The sequence below is a fragment of the Pseudomonas sp. LSJ-87 genome (assembly GCF_032971465.1).
Lineage (GTDB): Bacteria > Pseudomonadota > Gammaproteobacteria > Pseudomonadales > Pseudomonadaceae > Aquipseudomonas > Aquipseudomonas putida_Z.
In genome coordinates this window covers 601,096-625,842 of record NZ_JAWJYQ010000001.1, presented here as the reverse complement: position 1 = coordinate 625,842, position 24,747 = coordinate 601,096, and the positions used below count along the sequence as shown (strand labels likewise).

At 63.7% G+C, this 24,747-nt stretch carries 27 protein-coding genes; 13 read left to right on the top strand and 14 right to left on the bottom strand.

Features of this window, described 5'->3' with window-relative positions; all coding sequences use genetic code 11:
- Window positions 1-2 precede the first annotated feature (2 nt).
- The 3 genes from RYH74_RS02775 to prlC all read right to left on the bottom strand — a co-directional run bounded on the left by RYH74_RS02775 (window position 3) and on the right by prlC (window position 4,487).
- Entirely contained in the window at window positions 3-1,997 is a 1,995-nt protein-coding gene (locus RYH74_RS02775; RefSeq protein ID WP_317408929.1) for a M3 family metallopeptidase, read from the bottom strand.
- A 124-nt stretch (window positions 1,998-2,121) separates the two neighbouring features.
- Entirely contained in the window at window positions 2,122-2,403 is a 282-nt protein-coding gene (locus RYH74_RS02770) for a YheV family putative zinc ribbon protein (protein ID WP_013970292.1), read from the bottom strand.
- On the bottom strand, window positions 2,400-4,487 hold the full coding sequence (gene prlC / locus RYH74_RS02765; protein WP_317408928.1) for an oligopeptidase A: 2,088 nt from the start codon (window positions 4,485-4,487) through the stop codon (window positions 2,400-2,402). Before prlC ends, RYH74_RS02770 begins: the two co-directional genes overlap by 4 nt.
- A gap of 66 nt (window positions 4,488-4,553) precedes the next feature.
- On the opposite strand from prlC, the gene RYH74_RS02760 reads away from it, so the two are divergent.
- Window positions 4,554-5,102: a gamma carbonic anhydrase family protein gene (locus RYH74_RS02760; protein ID WP_003261048.1), complete on the top strand. Its 549-nt coding sequence runs from the start codon at window positions 4,554-4,556 to the stop codon at window positions 5,100-5,102.
- A 120-nt stretch (window positions 5,103-5,222) separates the two neighbouring features.
- A complete protein-coding gene (locus tag RYH74_RS02755; RefSeq protein WP_075046850.1) occupies window positions 5,223-5,873 on the top strand; it encodes an HAD family hydrolase in 651 nt (216 codons plus the stop codon).
- A 132-nt stretch (window positions 5,874-6,005) separates the two neighbouring features.
- On the opposite strand, the gene RYH74_RS02750 is transcribed toward RYH74_RS02755, so the two are convergent.
- Window positions 6,006-7,079, bottom strand: a complete 1,074-nt coding sequence (locus RYH74_RS02750; RefSeq protein ID WP_317408927.1) for an aminopeptidase — start codon at window positions 7,077-7,079, stop codon at window positions 6,006-6,008.
- An 85-nt stretch (window positions 7,080-7,164) separates the two neighbouring features.
- On the opposite strand from RYH74_RS02750, the gene RYH74_RS02745 reads away from it, so the two are divergent.
- Both RYH74_RS02745 and RYH74_RS02740 read left to right on the top strand, forming a co-directional pair.
- A complete protein-coding gene (locus tag RYH74_RS02745; protein WP_015268455.1) occupies window positions 7,165-7,578 on the top strand; it encodes a hypothetical protein in 414 nt (137 codons plus the stop codon).
- Window positions 7,579-7,633: 55 nt separating this feature from the next.
- Complete coding sequence (locus tag RYH74_RS02740; RefSeq protein ID WP_013970286.1) at window positions 7,634-8,047, top strand: hypothetical protein; 414 nt, start codon at window positions 7,634-7,636, stop codon at window positions 8,045-8,047.
- A 96-nt stretch (window positions 8,048-8,143) separates the two neighbouring features.
- Here RYH74_RS02740 and RYH74_RS02735 read toward each other — a convergent pair whose 3' ends face one another.
- Together RYH74_RS02735 and RYH74_RS02730 are read right to left on the bottom strand one after the other, a co-directional pair.
- Window positions 8,144-8,377 carry a DUF1161 domain-containing protein gene (locus RYH74_RS02735; RefSeq protein WP_003261043.1) on the bottom strand — a complete coding sequence of 78 codons (234 nt, stop codon included), beginning with the start codon at window positions 8,375-8,377 and terminating at the stop codon, window positions 8,144-8,146.
- 73 nt (window positions 8,378-8,450) lie between these two features.
- On the bottom strand, window positions 8,451-8,876 hold the full coding sequence (locus RYH74_RS02730) for an OsmC family protein (RefSeq protein WP_075046848.1): 426 nt from the start codon (window positions 8,874-8,876) through the stop codon (window positions 8,451-8,453).
- A gap of 152 nt (window positions 8,877-9,028) precedes the next feature.
- Here RYH74_RS02730 and RYH74_RS02725 point away from each other — a divergent pair, with 152 nt between their 5' ends.
- The gene (locus RYH74_RS02725; RefSeq protein WP_075046847.1) at window positions 9,029-10,033 is read left to right on the top strand and encodes an LLM class flavin-dependent oxidoreductase; all 1,005 of its coding nucleotides are present in this window, start codon (window positions 9,029-9,031) and stop codon (window positions 10,031-10,033) included.
- A 98-nt stretch (window positions 10,034-10,131) separates the two neighbouring features.
- On the opposite strand, the gene RYH74_RS02720 is transcribed toward RYH74_RS02725, so the two are convergent.
- Both RYH74_RS02720 and RYH74_RS02715 read right to left on the bottom strand, forming a co-directional pair.
- Window positions 10,132-10,353 carry a DUF1161 domain-containing protein gene (locus RYH74_RS02720; protein WP_075046846.1) on the bottom strand — a complete coding sequence of 74 codons (222 nt, stop codon included), beginning with the start codon at window positions 10,351-10,353 and terminating at the stop codon, window positions 10,132-10,134.
- Window positions 10,354-10,454: 101 nt separating this feature from the next.
- Complete coding sequence (locus RYH74_RS02715) at window positions 10,455-10,670, bottom strand: dodecin (RefSeq protein WP_013970282.1); 216 nt, start codon at window positions 10,668-10,670, stop codon at window positions 10,455-10,457.
- 150 nt (window positions 10,671-10,820) lie between these two features.
- On the opposite strand from RYH74_RS02715, the gene RYH74_RS02710 reads away from it, so the two are divergent.
- On the top strand, window positions 10,821-11,144 hold the full coding sequence (locus RYH74_RS02710; RefSeq protein WP_003261039.1) for a YqjD family protein: 324 nt from the start codon (window positions 10,821-10,823) through the stop codon (window positions 11,142-11,144).
- Here the strand turns inward: RYH74_RS02710 and RYH74_RS02705 are convergent.
- Window positions 11,141-12,037: a LysR family transcriptional regulator gene (locus RYH74_RS02705; RefSeq protein WP_317408926.1), complete on the bottom strand. Its 897-nt coding sequence runs from the start codon at window positions 12,035-12,037 to the stop codon at window positions 11,141-11,143. The genes RYH74_RS02710 and RYH74_RS02705 overlap by 4 nt on opposite strands.
- 110 nt (window positions 12,038-12,147) lie before the next feature.
- Here RYH74_RS02705 and trpB point away from each other — a divergent pair, with 110 nt between their 5' ends.
- Together trpB and trpA are read left to right on the top strand one after the other, a co-directional pair.
- Window positions 12,148-13,365, top strand: coding sequence for a tryptophan synthase subunit beta (gene trpB / locus RYH74_RS02700; RefSeq protein ID WP_015268451.1), 1,218 nt, complete (start codon window positions 12,148-12,150; stop codon window positions 13,363-13,365).
- Window positions 13,362-14,171, top strand: coding sequence for a tryptophan synthase subunit alpha (trpA, locus tag RYH74_RS02695; RefSeq protein ID WP_015268450.1), 810 nt, complete (start codon window positions 13,362-13,364; stop codon window positions 14,169-14,171). The genes trpB and trpA overlap by 4 nt, the downstream gene beginning before the upstream one ends.
- 120 nt (window positions 14,172-14,291) lie before the next feature.
- On the opposite strand, the gene RYH74_RS02690 is transcribed toward trpA, so the two are convergent.
- The gene (locus RYH74_RS02690; RefSeq protein ID WP_084785313.1) at window positions 14,292-14,624 is read right to left on the bottom strand and encodes a DOPA 4,5-dioxygenase family protein; all 333 of its coding nucleotides are present in this window, start codon (window positions 14,622-14,624) and stop codon (window positions 14,292-14,294) included.
- Between the two features lie 52 nt (window positions 14,625-14,676).
- Between RYH74_RS02690 and RYH74_RS02685 the strand changes: the two genes are divergently transcribed.
- On the top strand, window positions 14,677-15,294 hold the full coding sequence (locus RYH74_RS02685) for an NAD(P)-dependent oxidoreductase (RefSeq protein WP_317408925.1): 618 nt from the start codon (window positions 14,677-14,679) through the stop codon (window positions 15,292-15,294).
- A gap of 132 nt (window positions 15,295-15,426) precedes the next feature.
- Here the strand turns inward: RYH74_RS02685 and RYH74_RS02680 are convergent, their stop codons facing one another.
- The gene (locus RYH74_RS02680) at window positions 15,427-16,326 is read right to left on the bottom strand and encodes a choline sulfate utilization transcriptional regulator (protein WP_085664219.1); all 900 of its coding nucleotides are present in this window, start codon (window positions 16,324-16,326) and stop codon (window positions 15,427-15,429) included.
- A 108-nt stretch (window positions 16,327-16,434) separates the two neighbouring features.
- Here RYH74_RS02680 and betC point away from each other — a divergent pair, with 108 nt between their 5' ends.
- From betC to RYH74_RS02665, 3 genes are all read left to right on the top strand, one after another.
- Window positions 16,435-17,952 carry a choline-sulfatase gene (gene betC / locus RYH74_RS02675; RefSeq protein ID WP_075046841.1) on the top strand — a complete coding sequence of 506 codons (1,518 nt, stop codon included), beginning with the start codon at window positions 16,435-16,437 and terminating at the stop codon, window positions 17,950-17,952.
- 14 nt (window positions 17,953-17,966) lie between these two features.
- Window positions 17,967-18,896, top strand: coding sequence for a choline ABC transporter substrate-binding protein (choX, locus tag RYH74_RS02670; protein WP_075046840.1), 930 nt, complete (start codon window positions 17,967-17,969; stop codon window positions 18,894-18,896).
- A 129-nt stretch (window positions 18,897-19,025) separates the two neighbouring features.
- Entirely contained in the window at window positions 19,026-20,591 is a 1,566-nt protein-coding gene (locus RYH74_RS02665; RefSeq protein WP_317408924.1) for a SulP family inorganic anion transporter, read from the top strand.
- A 138-nt stretch (window positions 20,592-20,729) separates the two neighbouring features.
- Here the strand turns inward: RYH74_RS02665 and aroE are convergent, their stop codons facing one another.
- Together aroE and hemF are read right to left on the bottom strand one after the other, a co-directional pair.
- Complete coding sequence (gene aroE, locus RYH74_RS02660) at window positions 20,730-21,554, bottom strand: shikimate dehydrogenase (RefSeq protein ID WP_085616047.1); 825 nt, start codon at window positions 21,552-21,554, stop codon at window positions 20,730-20,732.
- Between the two features lie 25 nt (window positions 21,555-21,579).
- Window positions 21,580-22,491 (bottom strand): oxygen-dependent coproporphyrinogen oxidase, encoded by a 912-nt coding sequence (gene hemF, locus RYH74_RS02655; RefSeq protein ID WP_019098072.1) that lies wholly within the window; start codon window positions 22,489-22,491, stop codon window positions 21,580-21,582.
- 133 nt (window positions 22,492-22,624) lie between these two features.
- On the opposite strand from hemF, the gene RYH74_RS02650 reads away from it, so the two are divergent.
- Window positions 22,625-23,602 carry an NADPH:quinone reductase gene (locus RYH74_RS02650; protein WP_274078979.1) on the top strand — a complete coding sequence of 326 codons (978 nt, stop codon included), beginning with the start codon at window positions 22,625-22,627 and terminating at the stop codon, window positions 23,600-23,602.
- A gap of 395 nt (window positions 23,603-23,997) precedes the next feature.
- Here the strand turns inward: RYH74_RS02650 and RYH74_RS02645 are convergent, their stop codons facing one another.
- Entirely contained in the window at window positions 23,998-24,309 is a 312-nt protein-coding gene (locus RYH74_RS02645) for a hypothetical protein (protein ID WP_317408923.1), read from the bottom strand.
- Between the last annotated feature and the right edge of the window lie 438 nt (window positions 24,310-24,747).

The following is a 24,747-nucleotide window of genomic DNA, read 5'->3' as shown; positions in this document are numbered from 1 at the left end:
GTTCACTTCAGGCCATGCCAACGTAGAAAGGGCAGCTGGCTCGACTGCCGGCCGAGGAACACCTCGATACCTTCACGCAACGGTCGCGATGCCCCTGGGGCAAGCAATGTCTCCTGCAGCGCCCGGCCTGTAACCCGGTCCAGCAAGCCTTGGGCCTCGAAGCGGGTGAACAGGTCGAAGGCGTGCACGTCCGACCACAGATAGGCGTAGTAACCGGCATCGTAGCCGTTTACCAGATGGTCGAAGGCATGCGCCGGGTGCTCGAAATCGGCCAGGGGCCAGTAGCCACAATGCTCACGGGCATCGCCCAGGCGCTGCTCGAGGGACCGGCCATCGTTCGGCATGCCATGCAGGTCCAGGTCGAACAGCGCCATGCTCAGGTCGCGCGCGGTTTCTTCCACACCTTGCTGCCGCAAGCGGCGCAGGCATTCATCGACCCGGGCCCGGGAAAGCTTGCTGCCATCCTGAAGTGGCGAAGAGATCGCCACCAGGTAATCCGCGTCCCAGACCCAGCGCTCAAACAGCTTGCCGAACAGTTCCACGCCATCGGTACCGAGTTCGGTGACGTTGGACATCACGTGGTTGGTCGTGCGCACCAGCAAATGGTGCAAGGCATGGCCAAACTCATGGAACAGCTTGCGCAGTGACAGATGGTCCAGCAACGGCTGGCTACCCGGCAGCGCTGCAGGCACGTCGCTGTAGACCACCACCGAGGCCGCCTGGAAGATGCCCTCGGCATCGACCCGACGATTGCGAATGTAGGTGGTGAACACCGAGTCAGGTTGCTTGCCGGCATGCTGTACGGCGTCCAGGTACAGGAAACCGATCAAGGCGTTGTCCTGCCACACCTCGAACGGTTGCACGCTGTCATCCCAGGTTGCCAGCGGCTTGGCCAGCAGCGTTACACCAAACAGTTCTTCCGCCAACTGCTGCAATGCGCTGACCACGGCATTCAGCGGGAAGTGTTCGCGCAAGGCTTCGGTGGAAAGCACTTCGCGCGACGAGGCTTGCAGGTAGGCAATGTCCCAGGGTTGGACATTCCCCAGCCCTTTGGCTGCCGCCTGGCGCTGCATATCTGCACGCCACTGCAGCACGGCCGGCCGCACATGGTCGGCCAGGTCATGAAGAAAGCCGCGCACCTGGGCAACCGAACCTGCGCTCTTCATCTGCAGGCTCTGCTCCAGATGGCTGGCAAAGCCGAGCAGGTGGGCCTTTTCTTCCAGCAGCCTCGCCAGTTGCTCCAGGTGCGAGCGATTATCCTGCTGTTGGTCAAGGCCGACGCCTCGGGTGTTATAAGCCCGGTACACGCGCTCGCGCAGCTGCCTGTTGTCAGCATGTTTGAGCACGGCGTCGGTGGTCACGCTTTCACACGCAATCAACCACCCCGGCTCACCCGCCTCCTGTGCCCTTGTAGCCAGCTCGTCACGAATGCGTTGAGGTACACCGCTCAGTTCAGATTCATCCGTGATGCTCAGCCCTGGCCGGTTGATGTTGCTGCGAAACGCCTCCCGCGCAGTGCCGATCTGTTTCAGCAGTTCGGCCAGGCGAACCTTGCCTGCGGGGTCGAGCGATGCGCCACTGGAGGCGAACTTGTGCAGATGCCAGCGCAACGTAGCGCGTTTCTGGGCATCCAGCTGCTTGCCGATGTCGCTGTTGGCCAAGCGCTCATACAGGGCCTGCAGTGCGGAATCGGTGAACTTCTGTTCGAACCGCTCCGTGGCCTTGGCGAAGAAGTCGAAAATGGCACCGGCCCAGGCTTCGTCCCGACCAACCAATGGCGAGGCTGCATACAACACCGTCAGAAGCTGACTATCCAGCCCGTCCACCGCCAGCACCATGTCATCCCAGGTGGGCAGTGCCTGCTGGTCGCGGATGATGCGTTCGATGCCTTGCTCGTGCGCCAACAGCACGTGGTCGAAGGCAACTTGCATGTTTTGAAGCGTGATTGACGGATAATCGACGGGAATATGGCTATTTTGCAGAAGGGGGTTGTCCATGGTGCAACACCTTGCTCGTAGAGAAGAGCAGGCGAGCTTGCATGGCCGGCGTGCGGCAGGTGGCCTGACTATCTACCACCCGGGGCATGCCGGCCCGGGCACAAGCCCGGGCGGCACGACGGCCTTATTCAGCCGGTTTCTTCAGCTTCGGGTTGGGGAAGAACTGCACCGTCTGTACCTTGGCAGGCGCGGCTTTCGGCTCCAGATGGTTGACCCGGGTGCCGAGCTCCTTCGGCACCGACAAGCCCTGCTCGTTGAGGGTGTCGGTAAAGCCGCAGGCCACGCACTCGCGGTGCGGTACGCCGTCTTCGTTCCACATCATCAGCTTGTCGGTCTCGCTGCACGCCGGGCATACCGCCCCGGCAATGAAGCGTTTTTTGGTCTTGTTCACGGCTACCTCGCTCATGCTGCAGCGTCCTCGCTCAGGCCACTATGGCGCAGCAAGGCATCGATGGAAGGCTCACGGCCACGGAAGTCGACGAACAGCTCCATCGGCTCGCGCGAACCACCGCGTGCCAGGATAGCCTCGCGGAAGGCACGGCCGGTTTCGGCATTCAGCACGCCTTCTTCCTCGAAGCGCGAGAAGGCGTCGGCCGACAGCACTTCGGCCCACTTGTAGCTGTAGTAGCCCGCGGCATAACCACCAGCGAAGATGTGCGCAAAGCTGTTGGGGAAGCGGTTGTACGCCGGTGGGCGCATGACCGACACCTCGTCGCGTACGCCTTCGAGCACCTGCAGCACGCTGCGGCCGTCGCCATGGGTGGCATGCAGTTCAAAGTCGAACAGCGAGAACTCCAGCTGGCGCACCATCATCATGCCCGACTGGAAGTTTTTCGCCGCCAGCATCTTGTCCAGCAGGTCCTGGGGCAGTGGGGCACCGGTTTCGTAGTGGGCGGAGATCAGTGCCAGGCCTTCCGGCTCCCAGCACCAGTTTTCCATGAACTGGCTCGGCAGTTCGACCGCGTCCCAGGCCACGCCGTTGATGCCGGATACACCGGCATGCTCGATGCGGGTCAGCATGTGGTGCAGGCCGTGGCCGAACTCGTGGAACAAGGTGGTGACTTCATCGTGGGTCAACAGCGCCGGCTTGCCAGGCGCGGCCGGGGTGAAGTTGCACACCAGGTTAGCCACCGGGCTCTGCAGCTGGCCAGCGGCTGTGCGGCGACGGTCACGCGCGCCATCCATCCAGGCGCCGCCACGCTTGTTGGCGCGGGCGTAGAGGTCGAAGAAGAAGCGGCCGACGTGCTGGCCGTTTTCCTTGATCTCGAACAGGCGCACATCCGGGTGCCAGCTGTCGAAGCCCTTGAGCTCGGCGATCTCGATGCCGTACAGGCGCTGCACGATGCTGAACAGGCCACCCAGCACCTTGTCGATCGGGAAGTAGGCGCGCAGGGCCTCCTGCGACACGCTGTAACGTTGCTCGCGCAGCTTCTCGCCGAAGTAGCCGGCATCCCAGCTGGCCAGTTCAGTGCAGCCCTGCTCGGCGGCGTAGGCCTTGAGCTGCTCCAGATCCTGGGCGGCGAACGGCTTGGAACGCTTGGCCAGGTCACGCAGGAAGCTCAGCACCTGGTCGCTGGACTCGGCCATCTTGGTGGCCAGGCTCAGCTCGGCGTAGTTCTTGTAGCCCAGTAGTTCGGCCAGCTCCTGGCGCAGGCCGAGGATTTCCTGCATCACCGGGCCGTTGTCGAACTGGCCGGCATTCGGGCCCTGGTCCGAGGCGCGAGTGCAGTAGGCGGCGTACAGCTCTTCACGCAGGGCGCGGTCGCTGGCGTAGGTCATCACCGCGTAGTAGCTGGGGAATTCCAGGGTGATCAGCCAGCCGTCGAGGCCCTTGGCCTGGGCGGCGGCGGCCATCTGCGCCTTGGCCGAGTCGGTCAGGCCGGCCAGCGCGGCTTCGTCGGTAATGTGCTTGGTCCAGGCCTGGGTGGCGTCGAGCAGCTGGTTGGAGAAACGACTGCCCAGCTCGCTGAGCTTGCTCTGCACTTCGGCGTAGCGCTGCTGTTTATCCGCCGGCAGGTCGATACCCGACAGGCGGAAGTCACGCAGGGCGTGCTCGAGGATAGTCTTTTGCGCCACGTCGAAACCGGCGGCCTCGGGGCTGTCGATCAGCGCCTGGTAGGCTTCGAACAGCGCACGGTTCTGGCCCAGTTCGGTAGAGTAGGCGCTCAGCGCTGGCAGGCACGACTCGTAGGCTTCGCGCAGCTGCGCGCTGTTGCACACCGCATTGAGGTGGCTGACCGGGCTCCAGGCGGCGCCCAGGCGGTCGTTCAATTCGTCCATGGCCAGCACCAGGCCAGCCCAGGTAGGGTTCTTGCCCTGCTTTTCGAGGATCTCGGCAATGGCTTTACGGTTGTCGGCCAGGATCGCTTCGATCGCCGGCAATACGTGTTCGGCACGGATTTGCGAGAAGGGCGGCAGATCGTAGGACTGCAGAAGCGGGTTGTTCGCACTCACGGTTTGGATACCTTGGCAGAAGAAACACTGCCCCATCTTAATTACAATCGACGCCGACCGCAGCAGGCAGCCTGCCTATCGGCACAGATGAGAGACGCTATCATGGCCATCCGAAGCTTCCAGCAACACACTCCGAAAGTTGGGCCCAGGGCCTTCGTCGACCGATCGGCGGTAGTGCTGGGCGACGTGGAAATCGGTGAAGACAGCTCTGTCTGGCCGTTGACCGTGATACGCGGCGACATGCACCGAATCCGCATTGGCGCGCGTACCAGCGTGCAGGACGGCAGCGTGCTGCACATCACCCATGCCGGCCCGTTCAACCCGGACGGCTTCCCGCTGATCATCGGTGACGAAGTGACCATCGGCCACAAGGTCATGCTGCATGGCTGCACCCTGGGCAACCGCATCCTGGTCGGCATGGGCAGCACCATCATGGACGGCGCCATCGTCGAGGACGAAGTGATCATCGGCGCCGGCAGCCTGGTACCGCCGGGCAAGCGCCTGGTCAGTGGCTACCTGTACATGGGCAGCCCGGTGAAGCAGGCCAGACTGCTGAACGACCAAGAACACGCATTTTTCGCCTACAGCGCCAGTAACTACGTGAAGCTCAAGGACCAGCACTTGGCCGAAGGCTACGATCAACCTGAATGACCGCATTCGCGGGTAAACCCGCTCCCACAGGTACGGCGCCGGCCTCAGGCCCTGTGATATCCCTGTGGGAGCGGGTTTACCCGCGAAGAAGGCCACGCAGCACTCAAGTGGAACCCGCAAATGCACCAGCAAAACATCCTCTTCGACCTCGACGGCACCCTGACCGACCCGCGCCAGGGCATCACCCGCTCGATCCAGTATGCCCTGGCCAAACTGGGCATCGACGAGCCGGACCTCACCCGTCTCGAGCACTTCATCGGCCCACCCCTGCTGCAGGCCTTCATGCAGTTCTACAGCTTCGACGAAGCCAAGGCCTGGGATGCGGTGAACTTCTATCGGGAACGCTTCAGCGTCACCGGCCTTTACGAAAACCTGGTGTTCGAAGGTGTGCCGGAGCTGCTCGAAGCACTCAACGGCCAGGGTCGCACGCTGTACATCGCCACCTCCAAGCCGTGGAAGTTCGCCCGTGAAATCGCCCGGCACTTCGCCTTCGACCACCACTTCAAGGTGATCTATGGCAGTGAACTGGATGGCACACGCACCAACAAGGTCGAGCTGATTCGCCACCTGCTTGATGAGGAAGGGCTGGACCCGGCGCAGACGCTGATGATCGGCGACCGCAAGCATGACCTGATCGGTGCGCGCAGCAATGGCTTGCAGGCGGTGGCGGTGGGGTACGGGTTTGGTAGCCTGGAAGAACTGATGGCGGAAGAGCCGGCCTACCACTTTGCTACCTTGGCCGAGATGCATCAGGCATTTCTTAAGGCTTGATGGCCATTGGGGCTGCTTTGCAGCCCATCGCCGGCAAGCCAGCTCCCACAGGGGTAGCACATGGCTTGAGGTCAATGCGGTCGAGGTGGGAGCTGGCTTGCCGGCGATGGGCCGCAAGGCGGCCCCAAAATCTCACCGGCTAACCATCAACCGCCGTAAGGCTGCCTTCCTCTCATCGATCGGCAACCGCCCCAATTGCTCGACCCGGTGATAAAAACGCTGCCAATCCCCGTCAACCTCACCGAACACCGCCGCAAACGCCGGTACCCATTGGTCATACAGCCCGAACGGCAGCAACTTGGCATTGCTCATCGGCCCATACATCCAGGCGTCATAGCGCTTGTCACCACCCCACTGGGCATCACGCACCTGCCGGTATTCCCGCCTAAGCCGCTCGAACTCCGCCTGCTTGGCCGCCCGCTTCTGCGCATCATCCAGAGGCCCGGCATAAATCGCCTGCAACCGCTCGCGGCTGGCAAGCACCAACCGTACGAATTGCTCACGCTGCTGCCCCTGCTCCCCGCCAGAGGCAGCCAGGCCCCGCGCCACGCGCCATTGCCGCGTGCCTTCCTGCTCGACGAATGACGCAAACGACTCGTTGAACTCGGTGTCGTCCTGCACATAGAAGCGCTGGTGGGCCAGCTCATGGAAGATCAGCGTGGCCAGGCGCTCGTCGCTCCAACCCACCATCGACGACAGGATCGGGTCGTCGAACCAGCCCAGGGTCGAATAGGCCTCCACGCCGCCCACATACACATCCATGCCGTCCTGGCGCATCAACGCCGCCGCCCCACGCGCCGCGCCTTGCTGGTAATAGCCGCGATAGGCCACACACCCTGCGATCGGGAAGCAGTGCGTCACTGGCTGCAACGACAGCTCGGGGGTGGCGAACACATTCCATACCACGTAGGGCCGGCCAAGGTCGGCATACACCCGGTAGCTGCGGTTGTCCGGCAGCTTCAGCTGCTGGCTGGCAAATGCCCGCGCCTGCTTGGCGTGCTCCAGGCGCGCGCGCAATTGCGCTGAAGTGGCCGGGTTGGCCACTACCTGATCCACCGGCTGCCGTGCGCGTAGCAGTTGCCACTGGCCCTCGGCCAACTGCCCATAGTAGGCGGCGCTGCTGCAACCGTTCAGCAGGAGCACCGCCAGCAGGGGAACCAAACGGGTGAAAACAAGGTCGAGTGGCCCAGGGCCTGAGCGCTGCATAAGAATAAGTCGAAGCATCCGGGACTGTCTGACTCGCTCAAGGCCGATTCACTCCAAGACTATCTCGCCAAGGGGGAGTTTCGCCATGCGTGCACTGTTGGTCACCGGCTCACTGTTGCTGATATCCGCCTGTTCGACCTTGCCAGACCCGGACCCGAACCAGGCCTGGATCGACCTCACGCCCTACGACAACACCTCGCTGCACGCCGTGCAGGTAGATGAACGCGACTGGGCCGACAGCCGTTACTTCGAAGTACAGCCCGGCAGCCACGAGCTGACCGTGCGCTACCAGTTTCCGGTTACCCCCAGCAATATCGGCCCGGTCGAGGAGCCGTTGTGGCGGGATTGCCAGGTCAAGCTGACCTTCAAGGATTTCAGTGCCGGCCAGCGCTACCAGCTGCAGGCTGGCAGCATCGGTTTCCGCCCCTGGATCAAACTCTACGACCATCAGCAAAAACTGGTTGGCCAGGGCTTGCCTGCAGGCTGCCAGCGCACCTGAAACGCACAAACGGCGCTATGCTTGTAACCTATGAATCGCAAGTGGGAGTCTTGCCATGCGCCAGCCCATGATGCTGATCGCCCTCAGTGCACTGGGGGCTTGCGCCAGCCCCTTGCCGCCCGTCGACCCCAAGCAGGCCTGGGTCGACCTGTACACCATGACTCCCGGCAGGGTAATCATGGCCGACCGCCTCGACGGCAAGCGCCTGGAGGATGGCCGTTACTTCCAGGTGACGCCAGGCAAGCACGAACTGGTAGTGCGCTTCGATTACGAGATATATGGGGGCGGCCTCATGACCCAGCCCAGGGACCGTACCTGCTACCTGACCGTGCGCTTTGACAACTTCAAGGCCGGTGAACGCTATCGCCTGGAGGCACGGGCGCCGGTGATGGAACCGCAGGTGCTGCTGTATGACGGCAGCCGCAAGGTGGTGGTGAACGAGCCCAGCGAGGTGTTCTGCATTCCTTGACCTGGGGCTGCATTGCTCCTACAGGAGATACGCGATCCCTGTAGGAGCGGCCTTGTGTCGCGATGGGGCCGCAAAGCGGCCCCCAAAATCCTGAACCTACCGATCATTCTTCTGATAAATGATCTTCTTGGTCCCACCATCGCAGGTCCCGACGACCATGTTCTGGTCCTTGACCTCGCTGTTGGGCACGATCTCCAGGGTATAGGACGAAACACCCTGGGCCTGGATCTTGGCCTCGATCTCGGCTTTGAGCTCCTCGCACGGCTTGACCGCCGCCAGCGCAGATGTGGCGACCAGGGAAGCCAACACGGTGATTGCTACGCGAATCATGAAACGGCTCCTGAAAGGGCAGCGTGCTGCCGACGCTGTTTAGACTACAACAAACCGCCCTCATTGCACTGCTTCAACCCACCAGCGCCGCATCCAGGCTGATCTTCGCGTTCAGCACCTTGGACACCGGGCAACCGGCCTTGGCCTTGTCGGCGATCTGCAAGAACTGCGCTTCACTCGCCCCAGGCACCTTGGCCCTGAGCACCAGATGCACCGACGTAATGGCAAAGCCATCAGCTTGCTTGTCGAGTGTCACTTCGGCAGCGGTGTCGATCCTGTCCGGGGTGAACCCCGCTTCGCCCAGCATCATCGACAGTGCCATCGAGAAGCAGCCGGCGTGCGCCGCCCCGATCAGCTCCTCCGGGTTGGTCCCGGGCGAGCCCTCGAAACGGGTGTTGAAGCCGTAGGGGTTCTGCTTGAGCGCGCCGCTTTCGGTAGAAAGCAGGCCTTTGCCGTCCTTCAGGCCACCTTGCCAGATCGCCGATGCTGTCTTTTTCATGATGCCTCCTGGTCTCGGGTTACATGCTTATGGCTTCAGAGGTCAGCCGCCTACGGCAAGTTCAGAGCAATCGCACGGCAAGCATTGAATCCGTCGAATGTGCCCATACAGAGTTGAAAAGGCCTGTGGCCAAATACCTTTGCGGAGGCTCCATGACGCAGCTGCGTGACCTGAAGATTTCCACCCTCGACCTGGTGCCAGTACGCGCCGACGCCGGCCCGGCGCAGTCGCTGCGCAACTCGCTGGACCTGGCGCAGCACGTCGAGCGCTTTGGCTACAACCGCTTCTGGGTAGCCGAGCACCACAACATGGACGGCATCGCCAGTTCGGCGACTTCGGTGCTGATCGGCTATCTGGCGGGGGGTACCTCGAGCATTCGCGTGGGCTCTGGCGGGGTCATGCTGCCCAACCATGCGCCGCTGGTGATCGCCGAGCAGTTCGGCACCCTGGCCAGCCTGTACCCGGGGCGCATCGACCTGGGGTTGGGCCGCGCGCCGGGTTCCGACCAGATGACCGCCTACGCCCTGCGCCGCGACCGAGCCGGCGGCCCGGATGACTTCCCGGACGATGTCGAGGAACTGTCACGCTACCTCGGCCCGCGTACCGATGATCAAAAAGTGATCGCCGTACCAGGGCACGACACCGACGTACCGATGTGGCTGCTCGGCTCCAGCCTGTTCAGCGCTCAACTGGCCGGCATGCGCGGCATGCCCTACGCCTTCGCCTCGCACTTTGCGCCGCGCTACATGCACGAGGCGATCCGCGTGTACCGCAACCACTTCAAGCCCTCGACCACATTGGACAAGCCGTATGTGATGCTGGGCATCCCCATGGTGGTGGCGGAAACCGACGAAAAGGCCGAGTACCTGGCCACGTCGGTGTACCAGCGCATCCTCGCGCTGATTCGCGGGCAGAGCCTGATGCAGAAGCCGCCGGTGGAAAGCATGGACGGGCTGTGGCTACCCCATGAGCAGGATGCGGTGGGCAGCTTCCTCGGCCTGGCGATGATCGGCAGCCCGCAGAAGGTGCGTGCCAAGGTGGAAGTGCTGCTGGAGCAGACCGGGGCGGATGAGCTGATCTTCACCTGTGATTTGTATGAGCATGCGGACCGGATTCGGTCCTATGAACTGATGGCGCAGGCTCTCAAGACCGCGTGATCTTCTTCGCGGGCTTGCCCGCCCCCACAGGTACAGCGTCGCTCTCAGGCCTGTGATATCCCTGTGGGAGCGGGCGAGCCCGCGAAGAAGCCAGCACATTAGCCGCGCCGGTACACAATCTCCTTGGTACCAGCCTCGCAGCTGCCAATCACCTTGCCGGCCGGGTCGCCCTTGCCGACGATCTCCAGCTTGTAGCCGGTAACACCCTTGGCATCCAGCTTGGCCGCAATCTCTGCCTTGAGCTCCTCGCACGGCTTGCCCGCCGCCAGCGCACCACCGGCCAGGGTCATCAGGCCCAGCGCCAGAATCAGTTTGTTCATCACTCGCTTTCCTTGTGCAGATGAAATCAGAAAGGGCGCGCGCCAAGGCGCCCCCTCCCTAAATACCCCATCATGCCGGGCTCATCCAGCCCGGCAGTGTTTCAGCTATTGGCGATACGGAAGCCGACCTTCAGCGTGACCTGGAAGTGCGCCGCCTTGTTGTCACGGATATGGCCACGGGTATCTATCACTTCGAACCACTCCAGGTGCTTGATGCTCTTGCCGGCTTCGGCCAGGGCATTGTTGATCGCCTCTTCGATGCTGGTGGTCGAAGACCCCACCAGTTCGATCTTCTTGTAGGTGTGATGATCGGTCATGAGCGCTCTCCTCGGATGATGGTGAGATTGAGCCTAGCAGCGCAGGCCTGGTTTACCTGCGAGCGGTCACCATTGGCGAAAGTTCGATCGCACTTTCCTGCGGGCCCAAGGTCGCAATCCTTACAGTCCATACTGCAAAGGAGAGTCAACATGCACCGCAATTCGCTGCGTAGAACGTCCCTGGAAAGCATGGAAGCGGAGATCGAGAGCCTTCTGAAAAGCCTGGAAAACCTCAAGCATGATGCGTCGGAGGAGTCCCAGAAATCGGTGAAGGCAATCCGCAGCAACGCCGAGAGTGCCCTGCGTCATTCGCGCCACCTGTTGAGCGATGCCTACGAGGAAGTGAAACACCGCACCCGCCAGACCGGCATCGCCACCCGCGACTATGCCCAGGAACACCCGTACACCACCGCCGGCGTCGCCATTGGCGCGCTAGGCCTGCTGGCGGCGTACCTGATGTGCAAACGCAACTAAGCGCCCTGTCGCGCCAGTTCTGCCCTTAGCCACTGCGCTAACTGCTCGGCGCGCCCGTCCGCGGCGCGCCTGGGCACCCACAGCGCCAATGCTGCAGGGGTAGGTGAAAAGCCCCACGGCGCATTCAAACGGCCCGCCCGCAGGTCATCAGCGACCAGCGGCTGCGGCGCAATCGCCACACCCAACCCGGCCACCGCAGCTTCCAGCAGGTAATACAGGTGCTCGAAAGCCTGGCCATAGTGCAGGGTCGCCGGCTCCAGCCCCTGTTCCAGCGCCCAGGTCGGCCAAGCCTGCGGGCGCGAGGTGGTGTGCAGCAAGGCTTCGCCCAGCAAAGCCTTGGCCGGCGCGCCCTGCAAGCGCTCGAAACCGGCGAAATGCGGGCTGAGCACCGGCCCGATGCGCTCCTCGGCCAGCACATGCACCTGCATGTCCGCCGGCCATGGCGGCTCGGCATACACCAGCAGCGCATCCAGCCCTGGCCGCCGCGGGTCCAGGTCGCCTTCACCGGCCGACAGGTGCAGGCGCAGCTGTGGCAAATCCGCCTGTAGCCGGCCCAACCGCGGGATGAACCAACGAGCCAGCAGGCTGCCCGAGCAGCCCAGCACGAACGGCGCCTCGCTGACATCGTGGCTGAGCTCGGCGCACACGCTGCGCAGGCGGTCGAAGGCTTCGCTACTGGCATCGCGCAGGCGTACGCCGGCATCTGTGAGTTTGATGCCACGCCCGTCCTTCACGAACAGCGCGACGCCCAGGTGCTCTTCAAGCACCTTGATCTGCCGGCTGACGGCGCCATGGGTGACGTGCAGCGCTTCGGCCGCCTGGCTGACGCTGTTGAGCCGTGCGGTAGCCTCGAAGGCCCGCAGGGCATTGAGGGGAGGGAGGTCGTGGGCCATTTTACCTGTGAGTTTTTCTGACAAGTTTGCGCAATCTTATCGGTTTTCAGCCGGGCCTGCCGTGGTTAGAGTAAAGCCCATCACTCATTCATTACGCCCTGGAGCGCCCCATGACCCAGTCCCAATACCGCCCCGGCCCCGACGCCAACGGCCTGTTCGGCTCGTTCGGCGGCCGCTACGTGGCCGAAACCCTGATGCCACTGGTGCTGGACCTGGCCCGCGAATACGAAGCGGCCAAGGCAGACCCCAAGTTCCTCGAAGAGCTGGCCTACTTCCAGCGCGACTACATCGGCCGCCCCAACCCGCTGTACTTCGCCGAGCGCCTGACCGAGCACTGCGGCGGCGCGAAGATCTTCTTCAAGCGTGAAGAACTCAACCACACCGGCGCGCACAAGGTGAACAACTGCATTGGCCAGGTGCTGCTGGCCAAGCGCATGGGCAAGAAGCGCCTGATCGCCGAAACCGGCGCCGGCATGCACGGCGTGGCCACCGCCACCGTCGCTGCCCGCTTCGGCCTGCCTTGCGTGATCTACATGGGCGCCACCGACATCGAACGCCAGCAGGCCAACGTGTTCCGCATGAAGCTGCTGGGCGCCGAGATCGTCCCGGTCACCGCCGGCACCGGCACCCTGAAGGACGCCATGAACGAGGCCCTGCGCGACTGGGTCACCAACGTCGAAGACACCTTCTACCTGATCGGCACCGTGGCCGGCCCGCACCCGTACCCGGCCATGGTCCGCGACTTCCAGTCGATCATCGGCAAGGAAACCCGCGCCCAGCTGCAAGAGAAGGAAGGCCGCCTGCCAGACAGCCTGGTTGCCTGCGTCGGTGGCGGCTCCAACGCCATGGGCCTGTTCCATGAGTTCCTCGAAGAGCCAAGCGTGCAGATCATCGGCGTCGAAGCCGGTGGCCATGGCGTGCACACCGACAAGCACGCCGCCAGCCTGAACGGCGGGGTACCGGGCGTGCTGCACGGCAACCGCACCTACCTGCTGCAGGACGAAGACGGCCAGATCACCGACGCCCACTCGATTTCCGCCGGCCTGGACTACCCGGGCATCGGCCCGGAGCACGCCTACCTTCACGAAGTGAAGCGTGTCGAGTACGTCAGCATCACCGACGACGAAGCGCTGGATGCGTTCCACGCCACCTGCCGCCTGGAAGGCATCATCCCGGCCCTGGAAAGCTCCCACGCCCTGGCCGAAGCGATCAAGCGCGCACCGAAGCTGCCCAAGGACCACCTGATGGTCGTGTGCCTGTCCGGCCGCGGCGACAAAGACATGCAAACCGTCATGAACCACATGGCCGCCCAGGAGAAACAGGCATGAGCCGTCTTGAACAACGCTTCGCCGAGCTGAAGGCCGAAGGCCGCTCGGCACTGGTCACCTTCGTCACCGCGGGCGACCCGGGCTATGACGCCTCGCTGCAGATCCTCAAGGGCCTGCCGGCAGCCGGTGCCGACGTGATCGAACTGGGCATGCCGTTCACCGACCCGATGGCCGACGGCGTGGCCATCCAGCTGGCCACCCTGCGTGCTCTGGAAGCCGGCCAGACCCTGGCCAAGACCCTGCAGATGGTTCGCGAATTCCGTGTGGATAACCAAGCCACACCGATCGTACTGATGGGTTACTACAACCCGATCCACCGCTTTGGCGTGGAAAAGTTCGTGGCCGAAGCCAAGCAAGCGGGTGTCGATGGCCTGATCATCGTCGACCTGCCGCCAGAGCACGACGCCGAACTGGCGACCCCGGCCCAGGCTGCGGGTATCGACTTCATCCGCCTGACGACCCCGACCACAGACGACGCGCGCCTGCCGCGCGTGCTGGAGCGCAGCTCCGGGTTCGTCTACTACGTGTCGGTGGCCGGTGTGACCGGCGCCGGCTCGGCGACCACCGAGCACGTGACCGAAGCCATTGCCCGCCTGCGTCGGCATACCGATCTGCCGATCAGCGTTGGTTTTGGCATTCGTACGCCGGAGCAGGCTGCGGCCATTGCCCGCCTGTCGGACGGCGTGGTGGTGGGCTCGGCACTGGTCGACAAGATTGCCCAGGCCAAGAGTGCCGAGCAGGCAGTCAACGATGTATTGAGCCTGTGCTCGGCATTGGCTGAAGGGGTGCGCGGCGCCCGCCGTTGAACCGCGTCGCCTTCATCGCCGGCAAGCCAGCTCCCACAGGTACAGCGCCGCCCTCAGGCCCTGTGATATCCCTGTGGGAGCTGGCTTGCCGGCGATGAGGCCAGTACAGACCATCAAGATCTAGCCCCCAAACATCGACAGATCCAGCGGCCGCACCGCCCCCATCCAGATCGCATGGTCACGGTGGTCCGCCAGTTCATCCCCGGTCAGCGGGTGCATGAACACCACCAACCCCTTCCGATACAGCGCCAACCACGGCAGCACCACCCCCACAAACTCCGGCTCGAAGGCCAGCTGGCAGCTCCAGTCCGGGTGCGGCCCCACCGGTTTCTGGTGCATGCGCCCCATGGTCACGGGAAACAGCCGCGCCGCCTCCTCGCACAGTTCACGGGCCTGTTCCATGGTCGCTGCGTCGTAGTAAACGTGGGCGTGGTAACCCTTGATCCTCTGCACGATAACTCCTGATTGCGGTCCAACCATCACCACCTGCAAAGGGAGTGATGCAGTGAAAAACGCCGAAACCCCAGTGTACAAACTGGTCCTGTTCGGACCTGAAAGCAGCCTGGGCAACGCCCTGATGGTAGAGCTGCTGTCGCGCCAGCACGAAGTCACCGCCGTGGTCGACGACCTCAACCGCCACGCGCCGCGCCCCGGCCTGCATTTCAAGATAGGCGGGCTGGGCGATGCCGACCAGGCGGAGCAGGGCGCGGCAGGCGGATCGGCAGTAATTGCCCTGTTGTCGACGCTGGCGCCGGGCGATCTGCCCGGGCAAGCCCGCATGAGCGAGGCGTTGGTGGCGGGGCTGAAGCGTACGACTATACGCCGGCTGTTGCTGGTGGGCGATTTCGATGTGCTGGATGAGCCGGGCAAGTACAGCGAGGCGGAGCGGGAGTGTGTGGACCAGGTGGTGGACGGGTTACAGCGCAGTGCGTTGCACTGGACGCTGATCAATGCCCCGCAGGAACTGGCCGGGTTGGGGATGGAGCATTTTCGCAGCACCGAAGGTACGCTGGAGCCGGGGTTGGCCGAGCCGTTGCGGCACCTGGCCAGGGTCGCGGCAGGGATGGTGGATATGCTGGAGCTGGATTTGCACCGGGGCGAGCATCTGAACTTCGTGGTCTAGATTTGCCGGGGCTGCTGTGCAGCCCATCGCCGGCAAGCCAGCTCCCACAGGGACGGCGCCATGCTCCAGGCTTGTACAGCACCTGTGGGAGCTGGCTTGCCGGCGATGGGCCGCAAAGCGGCCCCGGGGATGTCACAGGCTGCGCTCGCGCTCCAGCCAATCCACAAACCGCTCGATCAACGCCCCACGCCGCTTGCGTGGTGGCAGCACCGCGTAATACCCGCGCGCCGAGCGCAAACTCCCCTCCAACGGCCGGCATAACAACCCTTGCTCCACCAGCCCATCCACCAGGTGCCCCCAGCCAATCGCCACCCCTTGCCCGGCAATCGCCGCCTGGATCAGCAACGTATAGTTATCAAACCGCAACTGCCCGGCCGGCGGCGGGCTGGCCACACCAAACCCGCGAAACACCCCCGCCCAGTCAAACCAACGGCTAGCCTGCTCGCCCTTCAAGTGCAGCAAGGGCAATCGTTGCAAAGCCACGGCTGACAAGGGTTTGCCATGAATCAGCCGGGGGCTGCACACAGGGAAAACCTCCTCATCGAACAGCCAGCGGCTCTCGCCCTGGTGAAAACGCCCGTCGCCAAACAGCACCGCCACATCGATGTCCGGTCGCAACATGCCCTGGCTGCGCTCACCGGTCACCAGGCTCACGTCCACCTGTGGATAAGCCTCGTGAAAACGCTGCAGCCGTGGCATCAGCCAGAACGCCGCAAAGGCGAAGTCGGTAGCCACCTGCAGCACTTCGCGCTGGCCGCGCCCACTGGCCTGGGCGATGCCGTCCTCCATGGCCTGCAGGCCCTGATGCACCTGTTCGAACAGCACCTGGCCAGCCTCGGTCAGCTCGATACCCCGGTAAATGCGGTCGAACAGGCGCGTGCCCAACTGTGCCTCCAGCCGTTTGACTTGCTGGCTCACCGCTGGCTGCGTGGTACCCAGCTCCAGCGCCGCGGCGGTAAAGCCGCGCAACCGTGCGGCGGCCTCGAACACGCGCAAGGTATCCAGCGACAGCTCGGCAAGGTGGTCAAACATAAGCGTGGCTAATCCCAGTCATTGCCCGCCATGGGCTTTACCCATGTTATCCACAGTAGCATCTTGATAGGCAAGCGGTTCGCATAACCCTCAACGATGGAAGCCACCATGACGCGCCCGAATATCCTGTTCATCATGGCCGACCAGATGGCCGCGCCCTTGCTGCCGATCTACGCCTCTTCGCCGATCCAGATGCCGCACCTGAGCCGCCTTGCCGAACAGGCGGTGGTGTTCGACTCGGCCTACTGCAACAGCCCGTTGTGCGCGCCGTCGCGCTTCACCCTGGTCAGCGGCCAGTTGCCCAGTCGCATCGGCGCCTACGACAACGCCGCCGACTTCCCCGCCGATGTGCCGACCTACGCCCACTATCTGCGCCGCCTTGGCTACCGCACCGCGCTGTCGGGCAAGATGCACTTCTGCGGCCCGGACCAACTGCATGGCTACGAAGAACGCCTGACCAGCGACATCTACCCGGCCGACTACGGCTGGGCGGTGAACTGGGATGAGCCGGACGTGCGCCCGAGCTGGTATCACAACATGTCCTCGGTACTGCAGGCCGGCCCGTGCGTGCGCACCAACCAGCTGGATTTCGACGAGGAGGTGGTGTTCAAGGCGCGCCAGTACCTGTACGACCATGTGCGCGAAAACGATGGCCGACCGTTCTGCCTGACCGTGTCGATGACCCACCCGCACGACCCCTACACCATCCCCCGGCGCTATTGGGATCGCTACGAAGGTGTGGATATCCCCATGCCCCGCGCCGAATTCGACCAGGCAGAACTCGACCCGCACTCGCAGCGCCTGCTGAAGGTCTACGACCTGTGGAACAAGCCGCTGCCTGTGGACAAGATCCGTGACGCCCGCCGTGCCTACTTCGGCGCCTGCAGCTACATCGATGACAACATCGGCCTGCTGCTGCAGACCCTGGAGGAATGCAACCTGGCCGACGACACCCTGATCGTGTTCTCCGGCGACCACGGCGACATGCTTGGCGAGCGTGGCCTCTGGTACAAGATGCACTGGTTCGAGATGTCGGCGCGGGTGCCGCTGCTGGTGCACGCGCCGAAGCGCTTCGCGCCAGCCCGGGTCGGCGCCTCGGTGTCTACCTGCGACCTGCTGCCGACCTTGGTCGAGCTGGCCGGAGGTGCTGTGGATAACCACCTGCACCTGGATGGCCGCTCGCTGGTCGGCCACCTGCAAGGGCAGGGCGGCCATGACGAAGTGATCGGCGAATACATGGCCGAAGGCACCGTCGGCCCGCTGATGATGATCCGCCGGGGGCCGTACAAGTTCGTGTACAGCGAAGACGACCCATGCCTACTCTATGACCTGAGCCGCGACCCGCACGAGCGGGAGAACCTCACCGGCAGCCCGGAACACCAGGCGCTGCTGCAGGCATTTGTCGATGAAGCACAGCAACGTTGGGATATCCCCAGCCTGCGCCAGCAGGTTCTTGCCAGCCAGCGGCGCCGCCGCCTGGTGGCCGAGGCGCTGGCCATCGGCAAGCTGAAAAGCTGGGACCACCAACCGCTGGTGGACGCCAGCCAACAGTACATGCGCAACCACATCGATCTCGACGACCTCGAGCGCAAGGCACGTTATCCACAGCCCGCCCCCCTGGATTGAGAAGAGAGGCCGCCATGCACAAGTTCTCCGCCGCCGTGTTCGCCCTGGCCCTGAGCCTGGGTACCGCCACGGCCCACGCCGCCGACAGCGACGCGCAATGCACCACCGTGAAGATGGCCGACCCCGGCTGGAGCGACATCGCCACGACCAACGCCTTGGCCCGCCTGCTTCTGGAAAGCCTGGGTTACCAGGTGAAAATCGACAGCCTGGCCGTGCCGATCATCTACGGCGGCCTCAAGGATGGCCGCGTCGACGCCTTCCTCGGCAACTGGATGCCGGCGCAGCAGGGCTTTCATGAGAAGTTCATCGCAAATGGCGATGTGCAGCAGCTTTCACGCAACCTGGAAGGAACCGAGTTCACCCTGGCAGTGCCCGACTATGTGTGGAACGCCGGGGTGAAGGATTTTGCCGACTTGCAGAAACACGCCGACCAGTTCGACAAGAAGCTGTACGGGATCGGTTCCGGGGCACCGGCCAACCTGTCGTTGAAGGAAATCATCGACAAGAATGAATTCAACCTCGGCCAGTGGAAGCTGGTGGAGTCCAGCGAGCAGGCGATGCTGGCGCAGGTCGACCGGGCGGTGAAGAAACAGCAGTTCATCACCTTCCTCGGCTGGACCCCGCACCCGATGAACGTGAAGCTGAAGATGCATTACCTGAGCGGCGGGGAAAAATGGTTTGGCAGCAAGGGCGAGGTGTATACCCTGACCCGCAAGGGTTATCCACAAGCCTGCCCGAATGCGGCCAAGCTGCTGGGTAACCTGAAGTTCACGCTGGACATGGAAAACACCATCATGGCCGAAGTTGTGGACAAGAAGATGAGCTTCGATGATGCGGCCAAGGCTTGGCTGAAGGCGCACCCCGAGTTGCTGGAAGGGTGGTTGGCCGGGGTGACGACCAAGGCCGATGGCAATGCGCTGGAGGCCGTCAAAGCCAAACTGTAACCTCACAAGCAAACCTCTATCCCTGTGGGAGCGGGTTCACCCGCGAATGCGACGGTAGATTCACTGCAGCATTCGCGGGTAAACCCGCTCCCACAGGGGACAGTGCAATTTCAGGATTGTGGATAACCCATGCATCGCCTCACTCACCTGCTGCCCTTCCTCTCCTGGCTCCCCCGCCAATCGGGCCGCAGCCTGCGCCAGGACCTGCTGGTGGGCCTGAGCGGTGCAATCCTCGCCCTGCCGCAATCCATCGCCTATGCCCTGATCGCCGGCCTGCCGGCCGAGTACGGGCTGTACGCCGCCATCGTGCCAGTGCTGATCGCCTGCCTGTGGGGCTCGTCCTGGCACCTGATCTGCGGCCCGACCGCTGCCATCTCCATCGTCCTCTACGCCAGCATCAGCCCGCTGGCCGTGGCCGGCAGCGCCGACTATGTCACCTTGGTGCTGCTGCTGACCTTCCTCGGCGGCATCTTCCAGTTGCTGCTGGGGCTTTTGCGCTTCGGCGCACTGGTCAATTTCGTCTCCCATTCCGTGGTGCTCGGCTTCACCCTGGGCGCCGCTGTCGTCATTGCCCTGGGCCAGCTGCCCAACCTGCTGGGCATGGACCTGCCAAGCCAGGCCACGGCGTTGAAGACCGTGCAGGACCTGGCCAGCCATGCCGGCGAGGTCGACCTGCCTTCCTTGATTCTGGGCCTGACCACAGTGGTGATCGGCGTGGCCTTCAAGCTCTGGCGCCCACGCTGGCCCAGCCTGTTGATAAGCCTGATTTTGGTAAGCCTGCTGGCCTGGCTGCTGCCTGGGTTCTTTGGCCATGTGCCGCGCGTGCCGGCATTCACCGGGCAGCTGCCACCCTTCAGCCCGCTGCCCTTGCTGGATGTGGAACTGATCCTGCGCCTGCTGCCCAGCACCGTGGCAGTGGGCATGCTCGGGCTGGTCACCAGCCTGTCGATCGCCCGCTCGTTGTCGGCACGTTCGGAGCAGTTGATCGACGCAGACCAGGAAATACGCGCACAGGGCCTGTCGAACATCGTCGGTGCGTTTTTCTCCGGTTACCTGTCTTCCGGCTCCTTCACCCGCTCCGGGCTGAGCTACGACGCCGGCGCCCGCTCGCCCATGGCCGGGGTATTCTCGGCGCTGTGGGTGGCGGTGTTCGCCGTTGCCGGGGCCGGGCTGATTGCGCACCTGCCGATTCCGGCCATGGCCGGCAGCATCCTGCTGATCTGCTGGGGGTTGGTGGACCACCGGGGGATTCGTGCGCTGTTCCGGGTCAGCCGCTCGGAGTTTCTGGTAATGGCGCTGACGGCGGCAGCGACCTTGTTGCTGGAGCTGCAGACGGCGATCTATGCCGGAGTGCTGGCGTCGCTGTTCTTCTATCTGAAGCGCACCTCGCGGCCACGGGTGCAACAAAGCCGTGAAGGGGAGGCGGACGTGCTGCGGGTGGGCGGGTCGATCTTCTTTGGTGCGGCGCATTACCTGCAGGTGCGCTTGCAGCGCTGCCAGGGGCCGCATGTGGTGATCGATGCGCGGCAGGTGAACTTCATCGATTACTCGGGTGTGGATATGTTGCACCGCGAGGCGCGGCGGTTGCGGCGGGCGGGGGGGAGTCTGACCCTGCACCGGGCCAGGCCGCAGGTGATCGAGGAATTGCAGAAGCTGGAAGGGGTGGAGTTGTGCCCGATCCGGTTTGAGGAGTGAGGCTGAGATATTGGGGCTGCTTTGCAGCCCATCGCAGGCAAGCCAGCTCCTACAGGGACAGCGCCGGCCTCAGGCCTTGTGATATCCCTGTGGGAGCTGGCTTGCCTGCGATGGGCCGCAAAGCGGCCCCCAACAATCTCAGCCCCGAGCCAGCTGCCGGCGCAACTCAGCCAACACTGGCGCCGTATCCGGCCGCACCCCACGCCAGATAAAGAAAGCCTCAGCCGCCTGCTCAGCCAGCATCCCCAGCCCATCCAGCACCTTGGCCGCCCCCAGCTTCTCTGCCCACTGGCAAAACGGCGTAGGCTCCTTGCCATACATCATGTCGTAGCAAACCGTGCGCCCCGCCTCGACCAGGCTGTCGGCAATCGGCGGCAACTCACCGGCCAGGCTCGCCGAGGTGGCATTGATGATCACATCCACCGGCTCCTGCAACCAGGCAAACCCGCTTGCTACCACCGGCCCCAGCTCATCGAACTCACGCGCCAGCTGCTCGGCCTTTTCCACGGTACGGTTGGCAATCACCAGCGACTGCGGCTTGTGCGCCAGGATCGGCTCCAGCACCCCACGCACCGCACCACCAGCACCCAGGATCAGAATGCGTTTGCCCGCCAGCTCGACCCCGGCATTCACCGTCAGGTCGCGCACCAGGCCAGCGCCATCGGTGTTGTCGCCCTGCAGGCTGCCATCGGCCAGCTTGCTCAGCGTGTTCACCGCGCCAGCGCGCTGGGCACGCGGGGTCAGGCTGTCACACAGGCGGAAGGCCTCTTCCTTGAACGGCACGGTGACGTTGCCACCGCAGCCTTGCTTGAAGAAGCCGCGTGCGCAGTCGCTGAACTCATCCAGCGGCGCCAGCAGGGTGGCGTATTCCAGGTCCTGGCCGGTCTGTTCGGCGAACAGGCGATGGATCAGCGGCGACTTGCTGTGGCCGATGGGGTTACCAAAAACGACGTACTGGTCCATGACGGCTCCTTGATTATCCACAGGCTTACTGGCCGAGCCAGTCGCGGTCCTGCAGGAAGTACTCGGTCAGGCGCGCTTCTTCACTGCCGGGCGCGGCCTTCCAGTCGTAGCCCCAGCGCACCTGCGGCGGCAACGACATAAGGATGGACTCGGTGCGGCCACCGGACTGCAGGCCGAACAGGGTGCCACGGTCGTAGACCAGGTTGAACTCCACGTAGCGGCCACGGCGGTATTCCTGGAACTCGCGCTGCTGCGGGGTGTAGGGGGTGTCCTTGCGGCGCTGGATGATCGGCAGGTAGGCGTTGACGTAGGCGTCGCCGATGGCGCGGATGAAGGCGAAGCAGGTGTCGAAGTCCCACTCGTTCAGGTCATCGAAGAACAGGCCACCGATGCCGCGTGGCTCGCCACGGTGCTTGAGGTGGAAGTAGCGGTCGCACCAGGCCTTGTAGCGCGGGTACACGTCGGCGCCGAACGGCGCGCAGGCCTGCTCGGCCACACGGTGCCAGTGAATGCAGTCTTCTTCATTGCCGTAGTACGGGGTCAGGTCGAAGCCGCCGCCGAACCACCAGACAGCCTCTTCACCTTCCTTTTCGGCGATGAAGAAGCGCACGTTGGCGTGGGAAGTGGGCACATGCGGGTTGTGCGGGTGGATCACCAGCGACACCCCCAGGGCCTCGAAGCCACGGCCCGCCAGCTCGGGGCGATGGGCACTGGCCGACGGCGGCAGACCGGCGCCAAACACGTGGGAAAAGTTGACCCCGCCTTTCTCGATCACCTTGCCATCGCCGATCACCCGCGTGCGGCCCCCGCCACCGGCTTCGCGCACCCAGGCGTCCTCGACGAAGCGGGCGCCGCCGTCTTCAGCTTCGAGGGCAGAGCAGATGCGGTCTTGCAGGTCGAGCAGGTAGGCTTTCACGGCCTCGGTGCGGCTAGTCATCGGGTCACCAGGAACGGGCAGGGAAGAATCGCCGCGTAGCATACCACCCCCAGCCCGCGCGCCGCAGTTGACGGCGATCAAGCAAAGGCGTCCGATAGAAGGCCTTTCCCGACCCATACGACAGGAGTGCGAGATGGCCAAGCGTATCCAGTTCAGCCAGCATGGCGGCCCGGAAGTGCTGCAGTTTGTGGAATTCGAACCTGCCCCGCCAGGGCCACAGCAGGTGCGTGTGCGTAACCATGCGATCGGCCTGAACTTCATCGATACCTACTTCCGCAGCGGGCTGTATGCGCCGCCATCCCTGCCTTCGGGGCTGGGCACTGAAGCGGCTGGCGTGGTCGAGGCCGTGGGCGAGGGCGTGTCCCGACTGAAAGTGGGTGACCGCGTGGCCCATGCCGGCGGCCCGCTGGGCGCGTATAGCGAGGTGCATACGCTGCCGGAAGCCAACCTGGTGAAGCTGCCCGACAACATCAGCTTCGAGCAGGCGGCAGCGGTGATGCTCAAGGGTTTGACCGTGCAGTACCTGCTGAAGCAGACCTATGAGGTGAAGGCGGGTGACGTGATCCTGTTCCACGCAGCAGCTGGCGGCGTGGGTTCGTTGGCGTGCCAGTGGGCCAAGGCCTTGGGCGCCAAGCTGATCGGGACAGTGAGCTCTGCCGAGAAGGCCGAGCGGGCCAAGGCTCTGGGGGCGTGGGCGACCATCGACTACAGCCGTGAAGACGTGGCCCAGCGGGTGCTGGAGCTGACCGACGGCAAGAAATGTCCGGTGGTGTATGACGGTGTGGGTGCCGACACCTGGCTGACCTCGCTGGACTGCCTGCAGCCGCGTGGGTTGATGGTGAGCTTTGGCAATGCCTCGGGGGCAGTGAGCGGAGTGAACCTGGGTATCCTGGCGCAGAAGGGCTCGCTGTATGTGACCCGGCCCACGTTGGCGACCTATGCCAACAATGCCGAGAATACCCAGGCCATGGCCGATGAGCTGTTTGCGATGATTGGCAGCGGCAAGCTGGTTGTGGATATCCAGCAGCGGTATCCGCTGAGTGAGGCGGCCAAGGCACAGGCAGAGCTGTCGGCGCGCAGGACTGTGGGGTCGACTGTACTGATCCCCTGATCCCACTCCCACAGGTTCCCAAGAACTGGGGCCAATCACTTTACCTGTGGGAGCGGGTTTACCCGCGAAGAAGACACCGCGGTGCATGGCACCGGCTTTGCCGGTGTTCGCGGGTGAACCCGCTCCCACAGGTACTGCGTCGGCCTTGAATACGGCGCTATCCCTGTGGGAGCGGGCATGCCCGCGAAGCAAGCACCGCAGTGCATGGCACCGGCTGCGCCGGTGTTCGCGGGCACGCCCGCTCCCACAGGTACTGCACCAGCCTTGAATACAGCGCCATCCCTGTGGGAGCGGGTTTACCCGCGAAGAGGGCACTGCGGTGCATGGCACCGGCTACGCCGGTGTTCGCGGGCGCGCCCGCTCCCACAGGTACTGCGTCAGCCTTGAATATGGCGCTATGCCTGTGGGGGACGGGTGGTTGGTATCGACTCGATACCATCGAGAATCGCCTCCACCAATCCCTCCGCAAGTTCAATGGAATGCAGGCTCGACCAATACATGCCACGGCCTTCTTCGCGCAGGTACTCAAGGGCTTTCGAGCCCGTTTCGTAGGCGCCTCGCAGATACAGAGCTACATGAACCAAGGCGTCCTCGGCGGAAATGTTCGGGTTTACGGTGAACAGCGGTTCGTGGCCGGCATCGCAGCGGCCGAAGGGGCGAGTAGAGGTGCAGGGAAGCGGTGGATCGGGGACGATTTTCTTGCTCATGGGATTTCACCTGATCAGGGCGGCCATTCAATCCGTTACCACACGAATTGGGTGGCAGCTGTACGCAGGGTGGTAAACCGGACGAATCCCAAACCCGGCAGGCTCGAAAGCCTCCCGCGCACAGCTGCCATAGGCTGCCATAAGGAGTCGAATCTCCGGGTTACCACACCCGATCGCCAAGTTATTCGGCGACGGCTGAAGCCTAAGGGCAGAGGTTCCCACTGAGAAGGTGATGGCAGAGGACGCGGATCGTAGGATATTTCCCAAGCCGCAAGCTGGACAGCCATTCGAGACAAAATCAGAAAAATCTGCGGGGTTCTGGGGCCGCTTTGCGGCCCAATCGCCGGCAAGCCAGCTCCCACAAGGTCCAGCACTGCCTTCAAGCCTTGTGAAATCCCTGTGGGAGCTGGCTTGCCGGCGATCGAGGGCAAAGCCCTC

Excerpts from the sequence above, each read along its gene's own strand:
- RYH74_RS02775 (WP_317408929.1), bottom strand. The coding sequence starts at position 1,997 with ATGGACAACCCCCTTCTGCAAAATAGCCATATTCCCGTCGATTATCCG.
- RYH74_RS02770 (WP_013970292.1), bottom strand. The coding sequence starts at position 2,403 with ATGAGCGAGGTAGCCGTGAACAAGACCAAAAAACGCTTCATTGCCGGG.
- prlC (WP_317408928.1), bottom strand. The coding sequence starts at position 4,487 with ATGGGGCAGTGTTTCTTCTGCCAAGGTATCCAAACCGTGAGTGCGAAC.
- RYH74_RS02760 (WP_003261048.1), top strand. The coding sequence starts at position 4,554 with ATGGCCATCCGAAGCTTCCAGCAACACACTCCGAAAGTTGGGCCCAGG.
- RYH74_RS02755 (WP_075046850.1), top strand. The coding sequence starts at position 5,223 with ATGCACCAGCAAAACATCCTCTTCGACCTCGACGGCACCCTGACCGAC.
- RYH74_RS02750 (WP_317408927.1), bottom strand. The coding sequence starts at position 7,079 with ATGCAGCGCTCAGGCCCTGGGCCACTCGACCTTGTTTTCACCCGTTTG.
- RYH74_RS02745 (WP_015268455.1), top strand. The coding sequence starts at position 7,165 with ATGCGTGCACTGTTGGTCACCGGCTCACTGTTGCTGATATCCGCCTGT.
- RYH74_RS02740 (WP_013970286.1), top strand. The coding sequence starts at position 7,634 with ATGCGCCAGCCCATGATGCTGATCGCCCTCAGTGCACTGGGGGCTTGC.
- RYH74_RS02735 (WP_003261043.1), bottom strand. The coding sequence starts at position 8,377 with ATGATTCGCGTAGCAATCACCGTGTTGGCTTCCCTGGTCGCCACATCT.
- RYH74_RS02730 (WP_075046848.1), bottom strand. The coding sequence starts at position 8,876 with ATGAAAAAGACAGCATCGGCGATCTGGCAAGGTGGCCTGAAGGACGGC.
- RYH74_RS02725 (WP_075046847.1), top strand. The coding sequence starts at position 9,029 with ATGACGCAGCTGCGTGACCTGAAGATTTCCACCCTCGACCTGGTGCCA.
- RYH74_RS02720 (WP_075046846.1), bottom strand. The coding sequence starts at position 10,353 with ATGAACAAACTGATTCTGGCGCTGGGCCTGATGACCCTGGCCGGTGGT.
- RYH74_RS02715 (WP_013970282.1), bottom strand. The coding sequence starts at position 10,670 with ATGACCGATCATCACACCTACAAGAAGATCGAACTGGTGGGGTCTTCG.
- RYH74_RS02710 (WP_003261039.1), top strand. The coding sequence starts at position 10,821 with ATGCACCGCAATTCGCTGCGTAGAACGTCCCTGGAAAGCATGGAAGCG.
- RYH74_RS02705 (WP_317408926.1), bottom strand. The coding sequence starts at position 12,037 with ATGGCCCACGACCTCCCTCCCCTCAATGCCCTGCGGGCCTTCGAGGCT.
- trpB (WP_015268451.1), top strand. The coding sequence starts at position 12,148 with ATGACCCAGTCCCAATACCGCCCCGGCCCCGACGCCAACGGCCTGTTC.
- trpA (WP_015268450.1), top strand. The coding sequence starts at position 13,362 with ATGAGCCGTCTTGAACAACGCTTCGCCGAGCTGAAGGCCGAAGGCCGC.
- RYH74_RS02680 (WP_085664219.1), bottom strand. The coding sequence starts at position 16,326 with ATGTTTGACCACCTTGCCGAGCTGTCGCTGGATACCTTGCGCGTGTTC.
- betC (WP_075046841.1), top strand. The coding sequence starts at position 16,435 with ATGACGCGCCCGAATATCCTGTTCATCATGGCCGACCAGATGGCCGCG.
- choX (WP_075046840.1), top strand. The coding sequence starts at position 17,967 with ATGCACAAGTTCTCCGCCGCCGTGTTCGCCCTGGCCCTGAGCCTGGGT.
- RYH74_RS02665 (WP_317408924.1), top strand. The coding sequence starts at position 19,026 with ATGCATCGCCTCACTCACCTGCTGCCCTTCCTCTCCTGGCTCCCCCGC.
- aroE (WP_085616047.1), bottom strand. The coding sequence starts at position 21,554 with ATGGACCAGTACGTCGTTTTTGGTAACCCCATCGGCCACAGCAAGTCG.
- hemF (WP_019098072.1), bottom strand. The coding sequence starts at position 22,491 with ATGACTAGCCGCACCGAGGCCGTGAAAGCCTACCTGCTCGACCTGCAA.
- RYH74_RS02650 (WP_274078979.1), top strand. The coding sequence starts at position 22,625 with ATGGCCAAGCGTATCCAGTTCAGCCAGCATGGCGGCCCGGAAGTGCTG.
- RYH74_RS02645 (WP_317408923.1), bottom strand. The coding sequence starts at position 24,309 with ATGAGCAAGAAAATCGTCCCCGATCCACCGCTTCCCTGCACCTCTACT.